Source organism: Ruegeria sp. HKCCE3926, from assembly GCF_017872515.1.
GTDB lineage: Bacteria > Pseudomonadota > Alphaproteobacteria > Rhodobacterales > Rhodobacteraceae > Ruegeria.
The window spans coordinates 121,171-139,656 of the sequence record NZ_JAEDOU010000001.1 but is presented as its reverse complement, the minus strand read 5'-3'; the positions used below and the strand labels follow the sequence as shown (position 1 = coordinate 139,656).

At 58.1% G+C, this 18,486-nt stretch carries 24 protein-coding genes; 13 read left to right on the top strand and 11 right to left on the bottom strand.

All coding sequences use genetic code 11. The annotated features are described in order from the left end of the window. The first annotated feature begins 61 nt into the window (after nucleotides 1–61). Both metF and I9184_RS00725 read left to right on the top strand, forming a co-directional pair. On the top strand, nucleotides 62–928 hold the full coding sequence (gene metF, locus I9184_RS00730; RefSeq protein ID WP_171722776.1) for a methylenetetrahydrofolate reductase [NAD(P)H]: 867 nt from the start codon (nucleotides 62–64) through the stop codon (nucleotides 926–928). Between the two features lie 230 nt (nucleotides 929–1,158). After that, complete coding sequence (locus I9184_RS00725) at nucleotides 1,159–1,824, top strand: J domain-containing protein (protein WP_209832305.1); 666 nt, start codon at nucleotides 1,159–1,161, stop codon at nucleotides 1,822–1,824. A gap of 49 nt (nucleotides 1,825–1,873) precedes the next feature. On the opposite strand, the gene I9184_RS00720 is transcribed toward I9184_RS00725, so the two are convergent. Further along, a complete protein-coding gene (locus tag I9184_RS00720; protein WP_171634317.1) occupies nucleotides 1,874–2,392 on the bottom strand; it encodes a YHS domain-containing (seleno)protein in 519 nt (172 codons plus the stop codon). 235 nt (nucleotides 2,393–2,627) lie between these two features. Here I9184_RS00720 and yghU point away from each other — a divergent pair, with 235 nt between their 5' ends. Beyond that, the gene (yghU, locus tag I9184_RS00715; protein WP_209832304.1) at nucleotides 2,628–3,506 is read left to right on the top strand and encodes a glutathione-dependent disulfide-bond oxidoreductase; all 879 of its coding nucleotides are present in this window, start codon (nucleotides 2,628–2,630) and stop codon (nucleotides 3,504–3,506) included. Between the two features lie 60 nt (nucleotides 3,507–3,566). On the opposite strand, the gene I9184_RS00710 is transcribed toward yghU, so the two are convergent. Next, nucleotides 3,567–4,355 carry an SseB family protein gene (locus I9184_RS00710; protein ID WP_209832302.1) on the bottom strand — a complete coding sequence of 263 codons (789 nt, stop codon included), beginning with the start codon at nucleotides 4,353–4,355 and terminating at the stop codon, nucleotides 3,567–3,569. Then, entirely contained in the window at nucleotides 4,348–4,935 is a 588-nt protein-coding gene (locus I9184_RS00705) for a uracil-DNA glycosylase family protein (protein ID WP_171634328.1), read from the bottom strand. Before I9184_RS00705 ends, I9184_RS00710 begins: the two co-directional genes overlap by 8 nt. 248 nt (nucleotides 4,936–5,183) lie before the next feature. Here I9184_RS00705 and I9184_RS00700 point away from each other — a divergent pair, with 248 nt between their 5' ends. The 4 genes from I9184_RS00700 to I9184_RS00685 are packed head-to-tail and all read left to right on the top strand — an operon-like array spanning nucleotide 5,184 to nucleotide 9,749. Beyond that, nucleotides 5,184–5,843 carry an ATP-binding cassette domain-containing protein gene (locus I9184_RS00700; RefSeq protein WP_152458943.1) on the top strand — a complete coding sequence of 220 codons (660 nt, stop codon included), beginning with the start codon at nucleotides 5,184–5,186 and terminating at the stop codon, nucleotides 5,841–5,843. Beyond that, nucleotides 5,821–7,398, top strand: coding sequence for a capsule biosynthesis protein (locus I9184_RS00695; RefSeq protein WP_209832299.1), 1,578 nt, complete (start codon nucleotides 5,821–5,823; stop codon nucleotides 7,396–7,398). The genes I9184_RS00700 and I9184_RS00695 overlap by 23 nt, the downstream gene beginning before the upstream one ends. Nucleotides 7,399–7,403: 5 nt before the next feature. Continuing rightward, a complete protein-coding gene (kdsA, locus tag I9184_RS00690) occupies nucleotides 7,404–8,237 on the top strand; it encodes a 3-deoxy-8-phosphooctulonate synthase (RefSeq protein WP_171634335.1) in 834 nt (277 codons plus the stop codon). A 15-nt stretch (nucleotides 8,238–8,252) separates the two neighbouring features. After that, on the top strand, nucleotides 8,253–9,749 hold the full coding sequence (locus tag I9184_RS00685; protein WP_209832298.1) for a phosphomannomutase/phosphoglucomutase: 1,497 nt from the start codon (nucleotides 8,253–8,255) through the stop codon (nucleotides 9,747–9,749). Between the two features lie 47 nt (nucleotides 9,750–9,796). On the opposite strand, the gene I9184_RS00680 is transcribed toward I9184_RS00685, so the two are convergent. Next, nucleotides 9,797–11,806: an AsmA family protein gene (locus I9184_RS00680; RefSeq protein ID WP_245217953.1), complete on the bottom strand. Its 2,010-nt coding sequence runs from the start codon at nucleotides 11,804–11,806 to the stop codon at nucleotides 9,797–9,799. 40 nt (nucleotides 11,807–11,846) lie between these two features. On the opposite strand from I9184_RS00680, the gene rimO reads away from it, so the two are divergent. Next, complete coding sequence (rimO, locus tag I9184_RS00675; protein WP_171634341.1) at nucleotides 11,847–13,235, top strand: 30S ribosomal protein S12 methylthiotransferase RimO; 1,389 nt, start codon at nucleotides 11,847–11,849, stop codon at nucleotides 13,233–13,235. Between the two features lie 100 nt (nucleotides 13,236–13,335). After that, entirely contained in the window at nucleotides 13,336–13,707 is a 372-nt protein-coding gene (locus I9184_RS00670; RefSeq protein ID WP_209832296.1) for a hypothetical protein, read from the top strand. A 136-nt stretch (nucleotides 13,708–13,843) separates the two neighbouring features. Here the strand turns inward: I9184_RS00670 and I9184_RS00665 are convergent, their stop codons facing one another. Further along, on the bottom strand, nucleotides 13,844–14,032 hold the full coding sequence (locus I9184_RS00665) for a hypothetical protein (protein ID WP_050604769.1): 189 nt from the start codon (nucleotides 14,030–14,032) through the stop codon (nucleotides 13,844–13,846). 229 nt (nucleotides 14,033–14,261) lie between these two features. Between I9184_RS00665 and I9184_RS00660 the strand changes: the two genes are divergently transcribed. Then, complete coding sequence (locus tag I9184_RS00660) at nucleotides 14,262–14,504, top strand: CDGSH iron-sulfur domain-containing protein (RefSeq protein ID WP_209832295.1); 243 nt, start codon at nucleotides 14,262–14,264, stop codon at nucleotides 14,502–14,504. Here I9184_RS00660 and I9184_RS00655 read toward each other — a convergent pair whose 3' ends face one another. The 5 genes from I9184_RS00655 to I9184_RS00635 all read right to left on the bottom strand — a co-directional run bounded on the left by I9184_RS00655 (nucleotide 14,505) and on the right by I9184_RS00635 (nucleotide 16,442). Continuing rightward, the gene (locus I9184_RS00655) at nucleotides 14,505–14,765 is read right to left on the bottom strand and encodes a DUF6455 family protein (RefSeq protein ID WP_171634351.1); all 261 of its coding nucleotides are present in this window, start codon (nucleotides 14,763–14,765) and stop codon (nucleotides 14,505–14,507) included. It lies immediately after the preceding gene. Continuing rightward, nucleotides 14,765–15,034, bottom strand: a complete 270-nt coding sequence (locus tag I9184_RS00650) for a DUF6455 family protein (protein WP_171634354.1) — start codon at nucleotides 15,032–15,034, stop codon at nucleotides 14,765–14,767. The genes I9184_RS00655 and I9184_RS00650 overlap by 1 nt, the downstream gene beginning before the upstream one ends. Before the next feature lie 14 nt (nucleotides 15,035–15,048). Beyond that, entirely contained in the window at nucleotides 15,049–15,300 is a 252-nt protein-coding gene (locus I9184_RS00645) for a DUF6455 family protein (protein ID WP_171634356.1), read from the bottom strand. 69 nt (nucleotides 15,301–15,369) lie between these two features. Next, complete coding sequence (locus I9184_RS00640; RefSeq protein ID WP_171206242.1) at nucleotides 15,370–15,738, bottom strand: YigZ family protein; 369 nt, start codon at nucleotides 15,736–15,738, stop codon at nucleotides 15,370–15,372. Then, complete coding sequence (locus I9184_RS00635; RefSeq protein ID WP_209832293.1) at nucleotides 15,735–16,442, bottom strand: M48 family metallopeptidase; 708 nt, start codon at nucleotides 16,440–16,442, stop codon at nucleotides 15,735–15,737. The genes I9184_RS00640 and I9184_RS00635 overlap by 4 nt, the downstream gene beginning before the upstream one ends. Nucleotides 16,443–16,562: 120 nt before the next feature. Here I9184_RS00635 and I9184_RS00630 point away from each other — a divergent pair, with 120 nt between their 5' ends. Continuing rightward, nucleotides 16,563–16,811, top strand: coding sequence for a hypothetical protein (locus tag I9184_RS00630; protein WP_170346090.1), 249 nt, complete (start codon nucleotides 16,563–16,565; stop codon nucleotides 16,809–16,811). Here the strand turns inward: I9184_RS00630 and I9184_RS00625 are convergent. Further along, on the bottom strand, nucleotides 16,799–17,074 hold the full coding sequence (locus tag I9184_RS00625; protein WP_209832292.1) for a DUF167 domain-containing protein: 276 nt from the start codon (nucleotides 17,072–17,074) through the stop codon (nucleotides 16,799–16,801). The genes I9184_RS00630 and I9184_RS00625 overlap by 13 nt on opposite strands. Before the next feature lie 135 nt (nucleotides 17,075–17,209). Here I9184_RS00625 and I9184_RS00620 point away from each other — a divergent pair, with 135 nt between their 5' ends. Next, entirely contained in the window at nucleotides 17,210–17,788 is a 579-nt protein-coding gene (locus tag I9184_RS00620) for a nitroreductase family protein (RefSeq protein ID WP_171722766.1), read from the top strand. Beyond that, nucleotides 17,785–18,483, top strand: a complete 699-nt coding sequence (locus I9184_RS00615; protein ID WP_171634371.1) for an EI24 domain-containing protein — start codon at nucleotides 17,785–17,787, stop codon at nucleotides 18,481–18,483. Before I9184_RS00620 ends, I9184_RS00615 begins: the two co-directional genes overlap by 4 nt. Nucleotides 18,484–18,486 lie beyond the last annotated feature (3 nt).

Below are 18,486 nucleotides of genomic sequence, written 5' to 3'. Positions count from 1 at the left end.
TGAGTTTGTTTCACAATGCATGCCATGGCACAAGAGGCTCAGTTGATCCAGTGAGGCCACGATGTCCAAACCTGAAATTTCCTTTGAGTTCTTTCCGCCCAAAACTCTGGAAGCCTCTTTCCGCCTTTGGGACACGGTCCAGACATTGGCCCCTTTGGATCCCCGCTTTGTTTCCGTCACCTACGGCGCTGGTGGCACGACGCGTGAACTTACGCGCGACGCGGTTTCGACTCTGCACAAGTCATCGGGCCTGAACGTGGCCGCTCATCTGACCTGTGTCGATGCTTCGCGGCAGGAAACGCTGGAGATCGCAGACACCTTTGCCCGCGCCGGCGTGCAGGACATCGTCGCCCTGCGCGGCGACCCGCCAAAGGGTCAGGACAAGTTTGTGCCGCACCCCGACGGGTTTTCCAGTTCTGTTGAACTGATCGAGGCACTGGCCGAAACCGAAATGTTCAGCATTCGTGTCGGGGCCTATCCCGACACCCACCCCGAGGCTGCAAACATGGCTGCGGATGTGGACTGGCTGAAGGCCAAGCTGGACGCAGGTGCAGACGAAGCGCTGACGCAGTTCTTCTTCGAAGCCGAAACCTTTTTCCGGTTCCGCGATGCTTGCGCCAAGGCCGGCATCGACAAACCGATCGTGCCGGGCATCCTGCCGATCGAGAACTGGGCAGGCGCCCGCAACTTCGCCAAGCGCTGTGGCACGCATATTCCCCAGTGGGTCGAACAGGCGTTTGAAAAAGCGGTGCGCGACGAGCGTGAGGATCTGTTGGCCACGGCAATCTGCACAGAGCTGTGTTCAGACCTGATCGAAGGCGGCGTGGACAAGCTGCATTTCTATACCCTGAACCGTCCCGAATTGACGCGCGATGTCTGCTTTGCACTGGGCATTACACCGCGCGTTGAACTGGAAAACGTCGCCTGACTTTAAAAAAATCCAATGGTTCGCCCGGGTTACGTTTACGCCCGGGCGTTTGTCGTTTCGGAAGATGTGTACTGTTTCACAACCACACCTATAAAACGGCGCCTTTGAGGGACAATTGAATCTCAACATCGCGATTGTTGTCACCAGCCCCGCAAATCATTCTTGAAAATTGACAAAACTATGACTGTGACCACACTGGTACTGTGTAGTTTGTAAAGAGTGTTTTGAGTATGGAACCTGTCGATAAAGTGCGGGCACGCGCGGATGCGTTGGCGGATCTGGGGTTGAGCCCCTGCGCCGGTTCCCAAGAGATCAGGGACGCATGGAGGCAGATCGCATTCCATTCACACCCCGATCACAAGGATGGGGACAGTTCCGGTTTTTCGCGCGCCAAGGCGGCTTATGATTTTCTGCGCAAAGAAGGTTTGGTTATGAAAGGTGGTGCCAGTTCCGGCCCTCCGCAACCGCGCCGACCCCGTTTGAAGAAGCGCATCATCGAACTTCCGCTGGAGGATATCGCCGCCTGCAAGGCGATGCTGAATCCCGACCAGAGGTTGCCTCAAATGCACGATGAAGCGGATGTTCAGGACAGATCTGATGCATGTGTCTCGGATCACGTTCCCGACGCGGTCGGGTGTTACGGGCGGCATCTGACCTATTTTGTCACCACGCCCGTGCATCATGGGGCAAATCGCGTGGCCTTGCCGACGACCGTCCTGACCAACGCGCGCCACACCGAGGCTGAAATTTTGAGCTTTCAGTCAAAAGATACCGGCGCCGGAGAGGTCATCATCCCCGATACGATCCGCGAACGGAAATTTCCGGGGGCCAAGAGTGTGCGGATCAGGTTTGATGTCGATCAGGATATTCGGGATCAATTCTGGCTTGCGAGGTAACGGCCTCTGCCCGGCTGGACCAGCCGGGCTTGGGTCTTTTGATGCCGGATCAGTTCGAAACCGGGCCTTCCGACGTGAATTTCGGGATCACATTGGTCGAAGCGTCGCTTGGTTCGATACCGGGCCAGTTTCCTTCGGCAAGATTGATATTGCCTGGAATGTCTTCCTCGAAAAATCCGACAACCACGTCGGTGATGTTGAGATACAGCTTGTCATCCACGATCCGCCACAGGTTTGGATTTGCAGGAACCTTGCCACCACGCGACACGCCGTAAGCGCAGTGCCCATCATATTGCGGCGCGTAGTATGCTGGGTTTTCAAGGAATTTGTCGCGGTTTTCCTCGGTCGCAAATGCCCAGGTCGCACCGTTGTACTCGGCGGTGATGTTGGCATTTCCGCGCACACCTTCGGGCTGCGACTGGCCCACAGGCATCTGATCCAGGCTGCGATAGGCAACGACATCATAACCCGAAACAGCAAAACCTGTGCCGTCGATATATTGAGGGCCGGCAAAAGCCGGAACCGCCAGAGCTATGGCCGCAGCGAGTGTCAATGCAAAGCGTTTCATGTCGTTCATCCTTTTCGGGTCAACTAAATCCGTGATGCCTTGCGGCAGGTTTGACAGGACAATATGCGATTCCCAAGCGGTGCGTAGTCCCCCTAACGCCGCTGTGACCCGACACGAGAAAACGTGAGAGTTTGGAGGCGGATTGTTACAGAATACGCCAGTTGAGTGGGGTTGGACTCGGCGGTTTGCAATATTAGCTGTATGGCAGCCCTGACATAGGCAAGAAAGGCAAGAGATGAGCGACCAATCCTCGTATACCCCTCCAGCGGTCTGGACCTGGGACAGTAAAAGTGGCGGACAATTCGCCAACATCAACCGACCGATCGCCGGAGCGACCCATGACAAGGACCTGCCGGTCGGACAGCATCCTCTTCAGCTTTACTCGCTCGCGACACCCAATGGCGTAAAAGTCACGGTGATGCTGGAAGAGCTGTTGGCACTTGGTCATGAAGGCGCTGAATACAACGCCTGGCTGATCAACATCGGAGAAGGCGATCAATTCAGCTCGGGCTTTGTCGAGGCCAACCCGAACTCGAAAATCCCCGCGCTTTGGGATCGGTCAGGTGACAAACCTGTTCGTGTTTTTGAAAGCGCCTCGATCCTGTTCCATCTGGCTGAAAAGTTCGGCGCGTTTCTGCCCGCATCCGGCCCCGAGCGGACCAAGGTGATGAACTGGGTGTTCTGGCAGATGGGCAGCGCGCCTTACCTGGGCGGTGGGTTCGGGCATTTCTACGCCTATGCACCCGAGAAATGGGAATACCCGATCAACCGTTTCGCCATGGAGACCAAGCGCCAACTGGATGTTCTGGATCGTGAACTGGCGGAGAAAACCTTCATCGCGGGCGAAGACTATTCGATCGCCGACATGGCGATTTGGCCCTGGTATGGCCAGTTGGTTCTGGGCCGCCTTTACAGCGCGGCAGAGTTCCTGGACGTGGAATCCTACAAGAACGTCATGCGATGGGCCAAGGCAATCGACGCGCGCCCGGCGGTTCAGCGCGGCCGCATGGTCAACCGCGCCTTTGGCGAGCCGCACACGCAGCTTCACGAACGCCACGACGCCAGCGATTTCGAAACCCGCACGCAGGACAAGCTGGAAGCGGCAGCGGAATAAACATATCTTAGGCGCTATGACACGCGGTGCAGCTTGCGCCGCGTGTTTGTGTTTGGATGGTTATTTCAGAATGGGTGGGTTGTCCGGATTGCTGCCGGGGGCTTCGCGGACCGCTTCGGCAATTTGCGGCTGGGGCAGATCAAACCGAAGGCCCACCTTGGCCAGAAGCGCGGCGGCGGCCTCGCTTGCGGTGAAAAACCCGACATCCATCGCGCCTGCCTCGATCCCGGAAAAGGTCAGCGCCTCGGACGCGGCCTTGGCCAAAGCGGGCTCGGCCCCCTCGATGGCATCGACAAATCCCAACAGATGGCCCTGCGCGCCCGATTTGGACTTGGTGGCAACCAGATAGGCCGCGCTTGCAAGTCCGCCTGCCGTCGCCAGTTTCGCATCCAGCGCGGTCAGCAGGGCCTGCGGCAGGCCGGCAGGGGGCAAAAACTCGGCAAGCTCTTCCTCGACCTTTTGCGGGCGGTGCTGCAACGTTTCAGCCAACCATTCCAGGGCTTCCGCCGGGACCAGCATCGAAGATGGCGCAGTCTCCAGGTTCAGACCAAGCCCGATGCCCTGCCCCGAAAGCATCCCCGAAAGCACCCGCCCCGACAGCGCCACATAAGGCACGGGCCGCCCGGCAAACTGCGCCAGCCGGTCCTCACGATCAAAGGCCAGAACAAAGCGCCCGTCAGCCACATCGAACAATTCGGGCGAGATATTCTCGTCCCGCGCTTCTTCGGTCAGCATCAGAAACAGCTCGCTATCCGCAAGCCGTTCGAAGAAACGCAGACGAGCGGCATCACTTGTCGGGTCCGCCTGCATCGCGGCATGCGCAGTGTCCAACGCCGTGGATTCAATCATTCAGCACCTCTTGGACCCGTGCACGCAAAACAGGCAGCAGTTCAGCCTCGAACCACGGGTTTTTCTTCAACCATGCCGTATTGCGCCAGGACGGGTGAGGCAAGGCAAAGACCCGCGGCGCATGGTCCCGCCAGTTGCGGACGGTGTCCGTAACCGACCCGCGCGCGCCAAGATGAAACTTGTGCGCATGACCTCCGACCAACACGGTCAGCGGCACACGCCCCAGGTCCTGCATCACCCGGTCATGCCAGGTCTTGCGGCAAATCGCAGGTGGCGGAAGATCAGCATTGCGCGCATCATACCCCGGAAAGCAGAACGCCATCGGTACAATCGAAACACGGTCGCGATCGTAAAAAACCGTCTCATCAATCCCCAGCCAGTGCCGCAGCCTGTCGCCGGACGGGTCGGTGAAGGGCCGCCCCGACTCGTGCACACGGGCGCCCGGTGCCTGCCCCGCGACAAGGATCGGTGTTCCGGGGCGGAACCAGACCACCGGGCGCGGCTCGTGTGCGGTTTTTGTTTGCGCGAACCTGTCGGCACACAAGCGGCAGGCGCGGATTTCCTGACGTAAAGCGTTCATATGATCGTGAAGGCCCCTGCCCATCCCGTCTGTTGTCGGCTGCCAAAACAGATAATAACGACCTGACGCGGCACCAAGTGACCGATAACCTTTGCTGCACCCAATCAGACATTCATGCGCGCAGCCGGACCGCATTGATCATTTGTTTCATAATTCGACATAATGTAGCCAACATGGGCCGGTAAAAAATACCCTTTCTGGCCGCCCGCAAGTGCGACAACACAAACGAAACGAGCAGCAGACCGCGAATGCTAGAATTCGACAACGTCAGCAAATCCTTCTGGACCGGAACGCGCCGCAAGGTGATTCTGGATCGGGTCTCGTTTCGGGTCGAACTGGGTACCTCACTGGGTGTTCTGGCCCCGAACGGAACCGGAAAAACCACGTTGATCAACATGATGGCCGGCCTGGAGAAACCCGACGAAGGCGTGGTCCGCCGCGAATGCCGGGTGTCCTTTCCCATGGGGTTCACCGGTGGCGTGTCGGGAAAACTGTCAGCGCTTGAGAACGCGCGCTACATCGCCAAGATCTACGGTATGGACCCCGACTATATCGAGGCCTATTGCAAATGGCTCTGCGGTCTGGGCGAATATTTCGACCAGCCCCTTGCCACTTACTCCTCTGGGATGAGGGCGCGTTTCACCTTTTCTTTGATGCTGGCGCTGGACTTTGACATGTATCTCATCGACGAAGGGATGCCGGCGACAACAGATGTCGAATTCAACGAAAAGGCAGGGGCGATCCTGAAGGAAAGGTTGCGCACGACGACTTTGGTAATCGTATCGCACAGCCCGTCCGTGTTGGAGAAATTCGCCCAGAAAGCGGCCGTACTTCTGGACGGGCAATTGTATATGTTTGACTCCTTGGAAGAGGCAAAGCAGCTGTATGACTACGAAACCCAAGGTTAGAAAATACAACTGGCGCCGCAGACGCCAGACGGAAAACTCGGCCGAGGCGCGATCGGACGCCATCTCGCGTATTCGCAACGCGACACAAGGCCCTGCGGCCGCCGACGAAGCACAGCCCGGGACGCAGCTGGACGACATCAAGCGCGAAGGCCTGACGGGCCGTCAATTGCGTATCGCACGACGTCTGGCGCAGAAACACGGTCTGGCCGCGACGTCGGACTATGACGCGGTGCGATTGCTGCGCAAAAAGGGCATCGACCCCTTCCAGCGCACCAATCTTCTGGACCTTGCCGCCGCAAGGCCATCGGACGAGGGTGACAAACCCATGGACAGGATCAACGTTCAACTGCCGCAGGCCATGGGTGCCGAGAAAACAAATCTGCCCGGGCCCGAGCTCAGCCCAGCTGAGCGGCGCAATTTTGAAATTGGCCAAATCCAAAAAGACATCGCCCGTCGTCGCAAGCGTAAATTGTTTGGACTGTTTGCGCGTCTGGCGGCCTTTGTGTTCCTGCCGACCTTCATTGTCGGCTTCTATTTCTATCGCATCGCCACGCCGATGTATGCCAGCGATTCCGAATTCCTGATTCTGCAAGCGGATGGCGGACCGGGCAATATCGGCGGTCTGCTTGCCGGCACGCAATTCGCCACCACGCAGGATTCGATCTCGGTTCAGTCCTTTCTGGAATCGAAAGAAGCTTTGCTGTTGCTGGACCGCGATGCCGGGTTTTCTGATGTCTTCAAGCAGGAATGGATCGACCCGATTCAAAGACTGGCGCCAGACGCCTCGCTTGAAAACGCCTATAAGCTGTTCAAACGCATGATTACCATCGGCTATGACCCGACCGAAGGGGTCATTCGGATGGAGGTTGCCGCCCCCGACGCGCAGACATCGACCGAATTTTCCGAGCGCCTGATTTCTTATGCCGAAGACCGGGTGAACGCCTTGTCCGGAAAAAAACGCGAAGACCAGATGCGCGACGCGCTGCAAAGTTTCGAAGCGGCGCAGGAAGCGCGCAGGCAGGCTCAGGAAGAGTTGATCGAGCTTCAGCTTCAGGGCGCTGTTCTTGACCCCGAAAACGTCATTGCCAGCCTGCGTGCCCGCATCAACGAAATTGAAATACTGGTTCAGGACAAAGAGCTTGAGCTCGCCGCGCTTCAGGACAACCTGCGCCCGAACAAGGCAAAAGTTGATGGCGTCAAGGCAGATATCACCCGTCTGGAAAAGGTTCTCAAAGAACTGAATGCCGAGATGCAGGATGCCTCGGACGGCGAAAACTCGCTGGCGCGGCTGAGCGTGCGTATCCAAATCGCGCAGGCGGACCTGGCGGCGCGTGACATGATGCTGCAAACGGCAATGCAGCAAATGGAATCGACCCGGTCAGAAGCCAACCGGCAGGTGCGCTATCTGACCGTCTCGGTCAACCCGGTTCCCAGTCAGGAACCCAGCTATCCGCGCAAGTTCGAAAATACGATTTTGGCATTCCTGTTGTTTGCTGGTATCTACCTGATGATCTCGCTTACCGCGTCGGTCCTTCGTGAACAGGTATCCTCATAAAACTCATGAAACATGTTAAAATCTCCGACCTGACAGTCGGCAACAACCTTCCACTGACCATCATAGCTGGGCCATGTCAGCTTGAAACGGCAGACCATGCGCAGATGATTGCGGGCAAGATGAAAGAAGCCTGCGATGCAGCCGGTGCGCAATATGTCTTCAAGGCGTCTTATGACAAGGCGAACCGGACATCTCTGTCGGGCAAGCGTGGCATGGGCATTGATGCGGGGCTGAAGGTACTGGATGACATCCGCAAAACGATGGGCATCCCGGTTCTGACCGATGTTCATACCGAAGCGCAATGCGCCATCGCCGCCGAGGCGGTGGACGTTCTGCAAATTCCGGCATTCCTGTGCCGTCAGACCGACATGCTGCTGGCGGCCGGTAACACCGGAAAAGCGGTCAATGTGAAAAAGGGGCAATTCCTTGCACCTTGGGAAATGACCAACATCGTCGACAAAATCGAAAGCACCGGGAATCAGAATATCCTACTGACCGAACGTGGCACCTCATTTGGCTACAACACGCTGGTTGCCGATATGCGTGCGCTGCCCCAAATGGCGAAGACCGGGTATCCGGTGGTGATGGACGCCACCCATTCCGTGCAGCAACCCGGAGGCAAGGGCGGGTCTTCGGGCGGACAACGCGAATTTGCACCCGTGATGGCCCGCGCCGCGGTTTCTCTGGGTGTCGGGGCCGTGTTCATTGAAACCCATCAGGATCCGGACTCGGCCCCATCGGACGGGCCAAATATGATCCCGCTCGATCAGATGCCCCAACTTGTTGACACATTGATGCAATTTGATGCGCTTGCTAAAGAGAATCCGATTCAGATTTAACGATTGAGATTTCTTATGATCAAACCCCTCACCGAGGTAACACCCAACAGCTGGACCTTTCTGCGCGACGCGATGATCACGCCCACCGGGTTCCGTGAATACGACGCCCGTTGGAAATATCCTGAAGAGATCAACCTGCCCGGCATGACCGCGCTTGGGCTGGGACTTGGCACACAGATGCACAGGCGCGGGATAGAGCCTGTGATCGCGGTCGGAAACGACTATCGCGATTATTCACTGGCGATCAAAAATGCCCTGATGCTGGGCCTGATGCAGGCTGGTATCCGCGTCAAAGACATCGGCCCTGCGCTCAGCCCCATGGCCTATTTTGCGCAGTTCCATCTGGATGTGCCTGCGGTGGCCATGGTCACCGCCAGCCACAACCCGAACGGCTGGACCGGGGTCAAAATGGGTTTTGACCGCCCGCTGACCCATGGCCCGGATGAGATGTCGGAACTGCGTGACATCGTTCTGAACGGCGAGGGCGTCGCGCGCGAAGGCGGCTCGTACGAGTTCGTCGATGGCGTCAAAGAGGCCTATATCGACGACCTGGTCGGGGATTTCAAAATGTCCCGTCCACTGAAAGTGGTCTGCGCGACCGGGAATGGTACGGCTTCGGCCTTTGCGCCCGAGATTTTCGAACGGATCGGGGTTGAGGTCGTGCCCAGCCATAACCGGCTGGACTATACCTTCCCCAACTACAACCCGAACCCGGAAGCCATGGAGATGCTGCACGACATGGCCGCCACGGTGAAATCCAGCGGTGCCGATCTGGCGTTGGGGTTTGACGGTGACGGAGACCGCTGCGGCGTCGTCGATGATGAGGGTGAGGAGATCTTTGCCGACAAGGTTGGCGTCATCATGGCCCGCGACCTAGCCAAGCTTCACCCCGGATCGACCTTTGTTGCGGATGTGAAATCCACCGGTCTGTTCGCCAGCGACCCCGAGTTGCAGGCCCTGAGCGTCAAAGCCGATTACTGGAAGACCGGCCACAGCCACATGAAGCGCCGCGTCAAGGAAATCGGGGCACTGGCAGGGTTCGAAAAATCAGGCCACTACTTTTTGGCCGAACCGATCGGGCGTGGATACGACTGCGGGATGCGTGTCGCGGTCGAAATCTGCAAACTGATGGACCGCAACCCGGGCAAGAGCATGTCGGACCTGCGCAAGGCCCTGCCCAAGACCTGGTCCACGCCCACGATGTCACCCCACGCCGCCGATACCCAGAAATATGATATCCTTCAGCGGCTGGTCGACAAGCTGGTCGCCAAGGGAGATGCGGGCGAAACACTCGCAGGCCGCGCAATCAAAGAAGTGGTTACGGTGAACGGCGCACGTGTGATTCTGGACAACGGCAGCTGGGGTCTGGTGCGGGCTTCGTCCAATACCCCCAATCTGGTCGTCGTCTGTGAAAGCAGCGAAAGCGAGGCTGAGATGCGCGCCATCTTCGCGGACATTGACGCCGTCATCCGAACCGAGCCCGGTGTCGGCGATTACGACCAAACCATCTGAAAACAACTGCTTGGGGCATATCCCGATGCCCCAAGCACGATGGTTGCTCAGTCGCCGCCGAATAATTTGAGCAGACCTTTTTTTGCCTCTTCTTCAAGCTTGTTCTTGATGGCGTCTTCGATCTGGTCACTGTCGGTGATCGTCGTATCCAATTCGTTTCCGACCTTTTCAAAAACCTTCTGTTTGGCGTCGTCTTCCAGTTCTTTGACCTTCACATCCGCCGCCGCCTCGATCACCTTGGTCAGGTCCGGCTTGATCGACGGGTCGCTCCAGGGGCCTTTGATGCGAACGGGAACCGATATCCCCTGCCCGGAATTGGCCCGCAGCGCCACGGGCGTGAACAGATAGTCGATGTTGCGAGCCCCCAGATCCACGGTGCCGGTGCCATCTGCGCGGAAATTCTTCAGTGACATTAGCAGATCGCTGTTCGTCAACACGCCCTGGTCGATGGTGAAACTGGCCGTCAGGCTGTTGAACACGGTGGTTCCGCCTGATCCGGTACCCTGCCCCATCAATCGGTCCAGATCGAGCCCGGAAATCACTCCGGGACCGACATCCAGGTTTCCCTTGCCGCTGAGGGACCGCATGATCTGATCCTCGGACTGGCCGACACCCAGAAACTCAAACGCTCCCGCAGCGGTTCCCGACAGGCGTTTGACCCCGGCCATCGTGGTCAGTGCCTGTTTCAGATCGATCCCGGTGGCGGTCACGTTGCCGCCCACAGACAGGCCGTTGCGGTTGTTGGCCACCACCTGACCGTGCAACTGACCCGCGAACAGCGTGGCCGGGTGCATTTCCAGAACGGCCCGCGACCGATCCAGCGACAGGGTCAGATCGCTTTTGCCGAACGTCATCCCGGGCACGGCGATCGAGTTCGCCGTCAGGCGGATCTTACCATTCGCTAGCGCCAGAGCGGATGCGTCAATAGGGGCCGTCGACCACCCCTCAGGTGCAGGAGCGTTTGCCTGAGACGTGCCGCCTGAGGCAGAAGCAGTTTCGGAAATCCGCGACAGATCCAGATCACCGGCTTCCAGACGGGCCACGATACGCGGCGGGTCCGAAATGGTTATATCCGCCTCACCCACGAACCGGTTGTCATCCAATTGCGCAACCATGTTCCGCATGGAAACCCGCCCATCCTGCGTATACGTCATATGCGCTGAAATGTCGGCAATCTCGCCCAATCCGGGCGGTACGGATGTGCCAGCCTGACCGAAGGCGGCAAGCATCCCTTCAGTGTCACGCGTTACGACCTTGGTGGTTCCATCCATTTCACCCGCAAGATTGACGCGCCCGTCAAATCCGATCTCTCCGCCCGGGGCCGTCAAAGCCAATTCCAGATCAGTCACTGACCCGGCGGCAAATGCCGGCAAGTCCGGGATTTTCAGGTCAACCTGAACCGCACCTCCGGGCACTGGCATGGCGGCCTCCATCACCAACGGGGCCGCCACCTCGGGCCAGCTCGCAGATAGTGTCACGCCCGAGAAATCCATCTGCGTCGAACCGTTTTCCACGTAAATCAGCCGTGCATTCGTCAGTTCCAGCTGATCCAGCGTGACCTGCCCCGAATGCTCAGCGGGCGTCGTGCCCCCGGTCGCGACCGCAGTTGTCGCGGTTGTCGGGACGCTCAATTCCCAATTGCCGCGACCATCTGATCGTTCCAGCCGCAACACGGGATTGTCTGCAAAAACACGTTTGATCCGCAGATCCCCATTCAACAGCCCGGCAGCGTCCACCCCGACGGCCAGGCTATCCGCGCTGAGCATCGGCTCCGGTCCAGCCCAGCTTGCGTTGCCGAAACGCACCGGCCCGGTTTCCATCCCGACCACCGGCCAGAAGGAAATGCGCACATCACCGGTCAGCGTCAGATCACGCCCGGTCTGGGCTTTGACCTGCTCGGCCAGAATCGCGGCAAGCTTTTCCCCCGGCATCAGCAACAGCGCGCCGATGATCAACGCGATCACGGCGACAACGATAAACAGGATGCGCATCAGCCATTTCATTTTCTGCTCTCCGCCTTTTGGCTTGTCATTGCCGTGATCATTCAAATCACGCATCACATTTGCAAGGGGAAGCTTTCCCGACTATATGCCGCGCATGACGACAAACCCTCCGAACCTCCGCCCCGACCTGGCGCCTTCTGCCCGGATCACCGAGACACCCCAATCGAACCAGCCAACCATCGGCATGGTGTCTTTGGGCTGCCCGAAGGCGTTGGTCGACAGTGAACGCATTCTGACCCGACTACGTGCCGAAGGATACGGCATTTCGCCAGATTATGCCGGGGCCGATGCCGTCATTGTGAACACCTGCGGGTTCCTCGACAGCGCCAAAGCGGAATCGCTGGACGCGATTGGAGAGGCGCTGGTGGAAAACGGCAAGGTCATCGTGACCGGCTGTTTGGGGGCCGAGCCGGATTACATTCGCGAGCATCACCCCCGCATCATGGCTGTCACCGGCCCACACCAATACGAGCAGGTGCTGGATGCGGTGCACGCCGCCGTGCCCCCCGATCCTGATCCGTTCGTGGACCTGTTGCCCGCCAGCAGTGTGCAGTTGACGCCGCGCCACTACAGCTATCTGAAAATTTCCGAGGGCTGCAACCACAAGTGCAAGTTCTGCATCATCCCCGACATGCGCGGAAAACTGGCCAGCCGCCCGGCGCATGCGGTTCTGCGCGAGGCGGAAAAACTGGTGCAAAACGGCGTGCGCGAATTGCTGGTCATCAGCCAGGACACTTCGGCCTATGGGCTGGACCGGAAATACGACATCAACCCGTGGAAAGACGGTGAAGTGCGCAGCCATATCACCGATCTGGCGCGCGAGCTGGGGCAGCTCGATGCCTGGGTGCGGCTGCACTATGTGTACCCTTATCCGCATGTGCGGGACCTGATCCCACTGATGGCGGATGCCGGGTGCAACGTGCTGCCTTATCTGGATATCCCGTTTCAACACGCCCACCCGGATGTGCTAAAACGCATGGCCCGCCCGGCCGCGTCGGCCAGAACGTTGGATGAAATCAAGGCCTGGCGCGCGATCTGTCCGGATATCACCCTGCGGTCGACCTTTATCGTCGGCTATCCGGGTGAGACGGAGTCGGAATTCCAGACCCTGCTGGACTGGATGGACGAGGCTCAACTGGATCGGGTCGGGTGTTTTCAGTATGAAAACGTCGATGGCGCGCGGTCAAATGACCTGCCCGATCACGTTCCGGCCGAAATCAAGCAAGAACGCTGGGATCGCTTCATGGAAAAGGCACAGGCGATCTCGGAGGCCAAGTTGCGGGCGAAGGTCGGACAGACGCTTGAGGTGATCGTGGACGAGGTCGACGACGAGGCCGCCACCTGCCGCACCAAAGCAGACGCGCCCGAGATCGACGGTAACCTGTTCATCGATGAGGGGTTCGAAAACCTCAGGCCCGGTGACATCGTCACGGTCGAAGTGGACGAGGCCGGAGAATACGATTTGTGGGGCAAACCCGTCTAAGGTCTGACACCGCGTCGAGCACACGGCATATGGGCAAAGCGTGAACCGAGTTTATTGGCCGAACACGCGGTCAGACCCGATCTTGGATTGAAAGCCAATCATGGAGGTTTTCATATCTCGTATCTTCAAGCTTGGCCTGAATTGCGTGGTTTTCCTGATGGCCGCGCATTTCGTGGCCACTCCCGGTTACGCCCAGCCTACACAGGTCGGCTCTACCGGATTCATTACGGTTGGCGGCAAACACCTGAGCTTTCAGAAAAACGGCCATCACAAGATAAACTGGTATTACGTGGCCCCGAAGGCCAAGTCACATGCCAAGCGGCCCAAGGCGCATATCAAAAAGCCGGCCCCGGTTTATCGATACACCGCCCCCAAACGGCGTGTCATCGGGCATATCCCCTACGGGTCGGTCAAGCGACAGAAATTCAAGTCATTCAAGTTCAAGCATACCTACGGCTTCAAAAGGCACTAAACAGGGTTCACGCAACGCGAAGAACGCAACCTGTCCGATAGCCGAGAAATCGCAGGCAAGAAAAAACCGCCACAACTGGTGGCGGTTTTTCCCGAAAGCGTACAGGCGGTCCGGGTCCGGGCCGCCTGCGAATGGCTTACTGAGTGATTGGGTCACAGACCGTTTGGCCAGCCTCGGTTGTGGCCAATTGATAACCACCTGGACAGCTGGGTGTGCCGGCTTTGTCATAGCTGGGCTGAACGTAAACAGGTGTCGGTTCTTCCTGCTGCGCACAGGCAGTCAGGATCAGTGCAAATGCGCCAACGGCAGCGAGTTTCAGTTTCATGTCCGTCAATCCTTTATTACTTTTCTGATATTGCCCAGCTTTTCGGGGCCAGGTTAAGAATACGGGCTGAACGACAATCTGGCAACTGAATCGATCACGTCTTCGTGAGTCACAGCGAATCCATGCCAATCCAATGGCGCAATGACGTTCTTTGAGGCGTAAAACCTATCCTTCTGACTCCGGCGCCCTAAACTGTTGCAGCGAATTCATCCAAAGACGGAGAAGCCATATGTCAAACGCACCCATCATTGCCCGAAAATCGCCTTTTCCGGTCGAGGTCGTCGAAGGGAAAACCTATTTCTGGTGCGCCTGCGGCAAATCCAGCCGCCAGCCGTTTTGCGACGGATCGCACAAAGGCACCGGGTTAGAGCCTGTGAAATATACTGCGGAAAACAGCAAAAAGGCCTTCTTTTGTGGGTGCAAGCAAAGCTCGAAACCGCCTTTGTGCGACGGAACGCACAACGGGCTTTGATCAGGTTTTCAACCCATTCAGTATCTCGGCATTGGGGCAAAAATCCGGGGCAGTGGTCGCTGTGCCCTGTTGCCGGGCAAGCCAAAACTCGCATTGTACGTCACATCCGGCAGCACGGCACCGCGTGACAAGCTCGGCGTATTTTTCGGGTGAAAGACGTCCTTCGGCCATCGCTTCGGTCATTGAAATGCCCATACAGCGTGACACCGAGCGCGTAAGCCAAAAGTGCTTTTCGATTTCCCCCAACGTGACCTGAGACATCAAGCGTTCTCCACCTGCTTGGTTTTGAGGGCAGTAAAGTACTTGCGATTCGGGCATGTCGTCGGTGCCTGTTCAACCTGCTCGCGCCGTTCCAACCATTCCGGGCAGTCCCTGGCCCAGGAACAGCCGCGACACTGCTGCACGATTTCAGCCCATTCTTGCTGTTTCAGATGACCTTTCCGATAGGCCGCAGCCAAATCGGTTCCGGTTGTTTGCCCCATACGCAACACCAAGCGCAGATGGGTCATGATTTCGCCCAGATGTGTCATGGCAGACCTTTGTGTCAAGGCAGGAGATTGTGAAGCAATTCCTGATTTCGGCAGTATTCGGGCGTCCGCCGGGCAGATCCGGGATTGTTCAGCAAACTCTTGCAGTGATCTGGGTTCGGGCAGTCGGTACAGCGCAAAACAGCATCAGAAATCTGGTCCACGGAAACGGACCCGTCAATGGCGGCTTCCTCAAGATCAATGTCCAGCATTCTGGCCATATCGTCCACCAATCCGGCATGCAGCCGCAGGGTCTCGTGGGAGGGCATGCTGTTTCCTTTCGCTTTCACGCTGTGTCCAAAGGGTAGCGCATCTGCGAAGGCAAACTTTGACTCAGGTCAAGATTGGACGCCGATGTGATCCAGATAGGCTCGCGTGGCATCCTGAACACGGCGAAAGCGGTCCCCGCCCAGTTTCTTGCCGCCATACCAGCGCGTCACGATTATTACGTGATTTTTCAGCCCGGCGCGTTCGATCATCCGAAGGATCACCATGCCCGCGCCGCTTTCCCCATCATCAGCTTTCAACGCGCCGGTCGGCAAAGCCGCAGCCCAGGTGTTGTGGGTGGCCTTGGCATAGCTCTTGTCGGATTTCAAATCGTTCAGAACGGCATCGATTTCAGCCCGCGTCGTGACCTGCGCCCCGGACACCGCGTATTTCGAGCCGCGATCCGTCATGACAACACCCAAGCATGTAAGTTCGGTCATTGGGACAAACCCAATTGCTCTGCTGTTTCCCGCACGATCTGCACACGTTGTGCATTTGGTGGGTGGGTTCCCAAAAACCTGTTACCAGGATCCGGGATGCGATCAAAGAATCTTGCCCCGACCAACGGATTGTATCCCGCATTATACGTGATGATGGTTCCCAACTGGTCTGCCTCCAGCTCAAAGTCTTTCACATAAGCCTGAACGCCAACCTGCGCGCCCAGCTTTTGTGCCTCTTCAATGGCGGCGGCATCCCCGCCGCGCAACTCTGCCACCCGCCCGAACTCAGCCGCGCTGGCGCTGGCGATTTCACTCTGCCTGCCGATATGCCCTAACACGTGGTGGGCTGCTTCATGCCCCATGACAAACGCCAGTTCATCCGCGTTCTGGGTGGATTCGATCATCGAGCGGGTGAATATGATCACCGGCTGCTTGTTTTCATCCAGCGTCTGGAATGCATTGACCGAAGCCCGAGGGTTCAGGTCGACAAGAATCCGAAAGTCGCAATTCTGCCCGGTCGTCTGTTTCAGACACTGGCTGCGGGCTTCCGCTCCAACAGCGCGACTGACCTCTCGGAAGGTTTGCACCATCGGTTCGGCCTCTGGCTCGTCCCCCAGCCATTCCTCGGCGGGTTGGACGCGCAAGGCCCCCCCTCCACATGCCGCAAGCAGCAGGGACAGCAATAAAACAAACCATCTGTGCATGTCATATCCTTTGAGACCGAATGGCCGTGATTTCAACATAGTACGCCCGTGCCGGCGAAACCACACCACCGGTTAAACGAACGGCTTGCATTGCGCCCCAGCGGCTTGCACTCTGGCCTCATGTTTACGATTGAGCATGAATTCGACTCGACGGTCATTACGCTTGTGGACGAAGGTGAACAACCTTTGCAGGAAGATGTGGTGATCAACAATTTCGCGGAATGCGTCACGCTGGAACAACTTGATCCCCGCACCGATCAAATACAGAAGATCACGTTGTCACCCGAGCAGGTGCGGGATCTGGCGGCCGCGCTGGATCTGCCCGAAGGTGTTTATCAAATTCGCGAAACCGGACCTCAGGGGTCATAGGAAAACAGCTTGATCCGTGCGGCTGGCCCCTGCTTCAGCGTCAGGGTCGAGGGCGCGACGCCAAGACATTCTGCAAGCAGCAACTGCACGGCCCTGTTGGCCTTGCCGTTTTCCGGCGGGGCCGTAACGGATACCTTGATCTGCCCGTCTTCGACGCTCACCCGATCGCGGGCCGCCTTGGGCGCCACCTTCAGTTTGAACACGGCCCCGGCCTGCGCCATCGCGCTGAGATCCGGCAGATCGCGCAGTTTGGTTTTCGCCATTGTCTCCTCTTTTTTCTCAAAGTCTTGCACGAAGCACGTCGTAATGAAATTGATCCACGCAATCCATTGGCGTGCCCTTGAAACGGGCAGAATACCGACCAAGATACAGAGTCCCGATGTAAAGGAAGTTAACATATGTCCCTGAAAAACCCCGCCGCTCTGGAGTTTTTGCAGTCGCGCCGGTCCCGGCCGGCCAAGACACTGGTTGCTCCGGCCCCAACCCGGGAAGAGTTGCTGCCGTTGCTGACGGCCGCAGCCCGCAGCCCCGATCACGGCAAACTGGAGCCCTGGCGATTTATCGTTCTGGAAAAGGGCGCCATGTCACGCCTGGCGACCCTGACCGAGGCCTGCGGACAAAGGCTGAACAAGAGCCCGGAAGACATCGCCAAAGCGCGCAGCCAGTTCGATATGGGGCATCTGGCCGTCGCGGTCATCGAGGTTCGCAAACAATCCGAAAAGATTCCGGCCATCGAACAATCCTACTCTGCTGGCGCGGTCTGTCTGGCGCTGCTGAATGCCGCGCTGGCTGCGGGCTGGGGCGCCAATTGGCTGTCGGGTTGGCAAACACATGATCGCGAATTCTGTGTCGATGCTTTCGGGCTTGCCGAAAACGAACGCGTGGCCGGTTTGATTCATATCGCCACCGAGGGAGCGACCCCGCCGGAACGCCCGCGGCCCAACGTGGCCGCGTTGACAGAGTGGGTTTCGGAATGATCATCCTGAACGCCTTTTTCAGCGCACTTGGCCAGACCGGAGACCCTAGGTTTCGCGCCGTATTGCTGCGCGGCGTGGGCCTGACCATTCTGCTGCTGGTTCTGGCCTGTGCAGGTGCGATTTGGTTGATCAACTGGCTGTCCGGCAGCGAAATCTCACTGCCGTTTGTGGGAGCTGTGCCGTGGCTGAACGACGTTCTGAACTATTCCGGTATCGTGCTCGTTCTGATCCTGCCCGTTTTCCTGATGGTGCCGGTCGCGTCGGCCATCACCTCGATCTTTCTGGACGAGGTGGCCCAGGCGGTTGAGGACAAACATTTTCCGACATTGCCGCCCGCACGGCGCATCCCGGTGTCAGAGGCGCTTATGGACGGTCTCAGCTTCCTTGGCCTTCTGATTGTGGCAAACCTGCTGGCGCTGATCCTCTATGCGATTTTCACCCCGCTTGCGCCTTTCATCTTCTGGGCGATGAACGGATTTTTGCTGGGGCGTGAATATTTTACCCTTGCCGCGATGCGAAGGATCGGGCGCGACGGCGCGCGCAAACTGCGGGCCAAACATTCAACGACGATCTGGGTGGCGGGCACACTGATGGCCATTCCGCTTTCAGTGCCGCTGGTGAACCTCGTGATCCCGATCATCGGGGCCGCCACGTTCACCCATATCTATCATGCCTTGTCAGGCCAAAAGGCCTGACGG

What these genes read in the sequence shown, in the direction of transcription:
- metF (WP_171722776.1), top strand. Translation starts at nt 62, where the DNA reads ATGTCCAAACCTGAAATTTCCTTTGAGTTCTTTCCGCCCAAAACTCTG.
- I9184_RS00725 (WP_209832305.1), top strand. Translation starts at nt 1,159, where the DNA reads ATGGAACCTGTCGATAAAGTGCGGGCACGCGCGGATGCGTTGGCGGAT.
- I9184_RS00720 (WP_171634317.1), bottom strand. Translation starts at nt 2,392, where the DNA reads ATGAAACGCTTTGCATTGACACTCGCTGCGGCCATAGCTCTGGCGGTT.
- yghU (WP_209832304.1), top strand. Translation starts at nt 2,628, where the DNA reads ATGAGCGACCAATCCTCGTATACCCCTCCAGCGGTCTGGACCTGGGAC.
- I9184_RS00710 (WP_209832302.1), bottom strand. Translation starts at nt 4,355, where the DNA reads ATGATTGAATCCACGGCGTTGGACACTGCGCATGCCGCGATGCAGGCG.
- I9184_RS00705 (WP_171634328.1), bottom strand. Translation starts at nt 4,935, where the DNA reads ATGAACGCTTTACGTCAGGAAATCCGCGCCTGCCGCTTGTGTGCCGAC.
- I9184_RS00700 (WP_152458943.1), top strand. Translation starts at nt 5,184, where the DNA reads ATGCTAGAATTCGACAACGTCAGCAAATCCTTCTGGACCGGAACGCGC.
- I9184_RS00695 (WP_209832299.1), top strand. Translation starts at nt 5,821, where the DNA reads ATGACTACGAAACCCAAGGTTAGAAAATACAACTGGCGCCGCAGACGC.
- kdsA (WP_171634335.1), top strand. Translation starts at nt 7,404, where the DNA reads ATGAAACATGTTAAAATCTCCGACCTGACAGTCGGCAACAACCTTCCA.
- I9184_RS00685 (WP_209832298.1), top strand. Translation starts at nt 8,253, where the DNA reads ATGATCAAACCCCTCACCGAGGTAACACCCAACAGCTGGACCTTTCTG.
- I9184_RS00680 (WP_245217953.1), bottom strand. Translation starts at nt 11,806, where the DNA reads ATGCGTGATTTGAATGATCACGGCAATGACAAGCCAAAAGGCGGAGAG.
- rimO (WP_171634341.1), top strand. Translation starts at nt 11,847, where the DNA reads ATGACGACAAACCCTCCGAACCTCCGCCCCGACCTGGCGCCTTCTGCC.
- I9184_RS00670 (WP_209832296.1), top strand. Translation starts at nt 13,336, where the DNA reads ATGGAGGTTTTCATATCTCGTATCTTCAAGCTTGGCCTGAATTGCGTG.
- I9184_RS00665 (WP_050604769.1), bottom strand. Translation starts at nt 14,032, where the DNA reads ATGAAACTGAAACTCGCTGCCGTTGGCGCATTTGCACTGATCCTGACT.
- I9184_RS00660 (WP_209832295.1), top strand. Translation starts at nt 14,262, where the DNA reads ATGTCAAACGCACCCATCATTGCCCGAAAATCGCCTTTTCCGGTCGAG.
- I9184_RS00655 (WP_171634351.1), bottom strand. Translation starts at nt 14,765, where the DNA reads ATGTCTCAGGTCACGTTGGGGGAAATCGAAAAGCACTTTTGGCTTACG.
- I9184_RS00650 (WP_171634354.1), bottom strand. Translation starts at nt 15,034, where the DNA reads ATGACACATCTGGGCGAAATCATGACCCATCTGCGCTTGGTGTTGCGT.
- I9184_RS00645 (WP_171634356.1), bottom strand. Translation starts at nt 15,300, where the DNA reads ATGCCCTCCCACGAGACCCTGCGGCTGCATGCCGGATTGGTGGACGAT.
- I9184_RS00640 (WP_171206242.1), bottom strand. Translation starts at nt 15,738, where the DNA reads ATGACCGAACTTACATGCTTGGGTGTTGTCATGACGGATCGCGGCTCG.
- I9184_RS00635 (WP_209832293.1), bottom strand. Translation starts at nt 16,442, where the DNA reads ATGCACAGATGGTTTGTTTTATTGCTGTCCCTGCTGCTTGCGGCATGT.
- I9184_RS00630 (WP_170346090.1), top strand. Translation starts at nt 16,563, where the DNA reads ATGTTTACGATTGAGCATGAATTCGACTCGACGGTCATTACGCTTGTG.
- I9184_RS00625 (WP_209832292.1), bottom strand. Translation starts at nt 17,074, where the DNA reads ATGGCGAAAACCAAACTGCGCGATCTGCCGGATCTCAGCGCGATGGCG.
- I9184_RS00620 (WP_171722766.1), top strand. Translation starts at nt 17,210, where the DNA reads ATGTCCCTGAAAAACCCCGCCGCTCTGGAGTTTTTGCAGTCGCGCCGG.
- I9184_RS00615 (WP_171634371.1), top strand. Translation starts at nt 17,785, where the DNA reads ATGATCATCCTGAACGCCTTTTTCAGCGCACTTGGCCAGACCGGAGAC.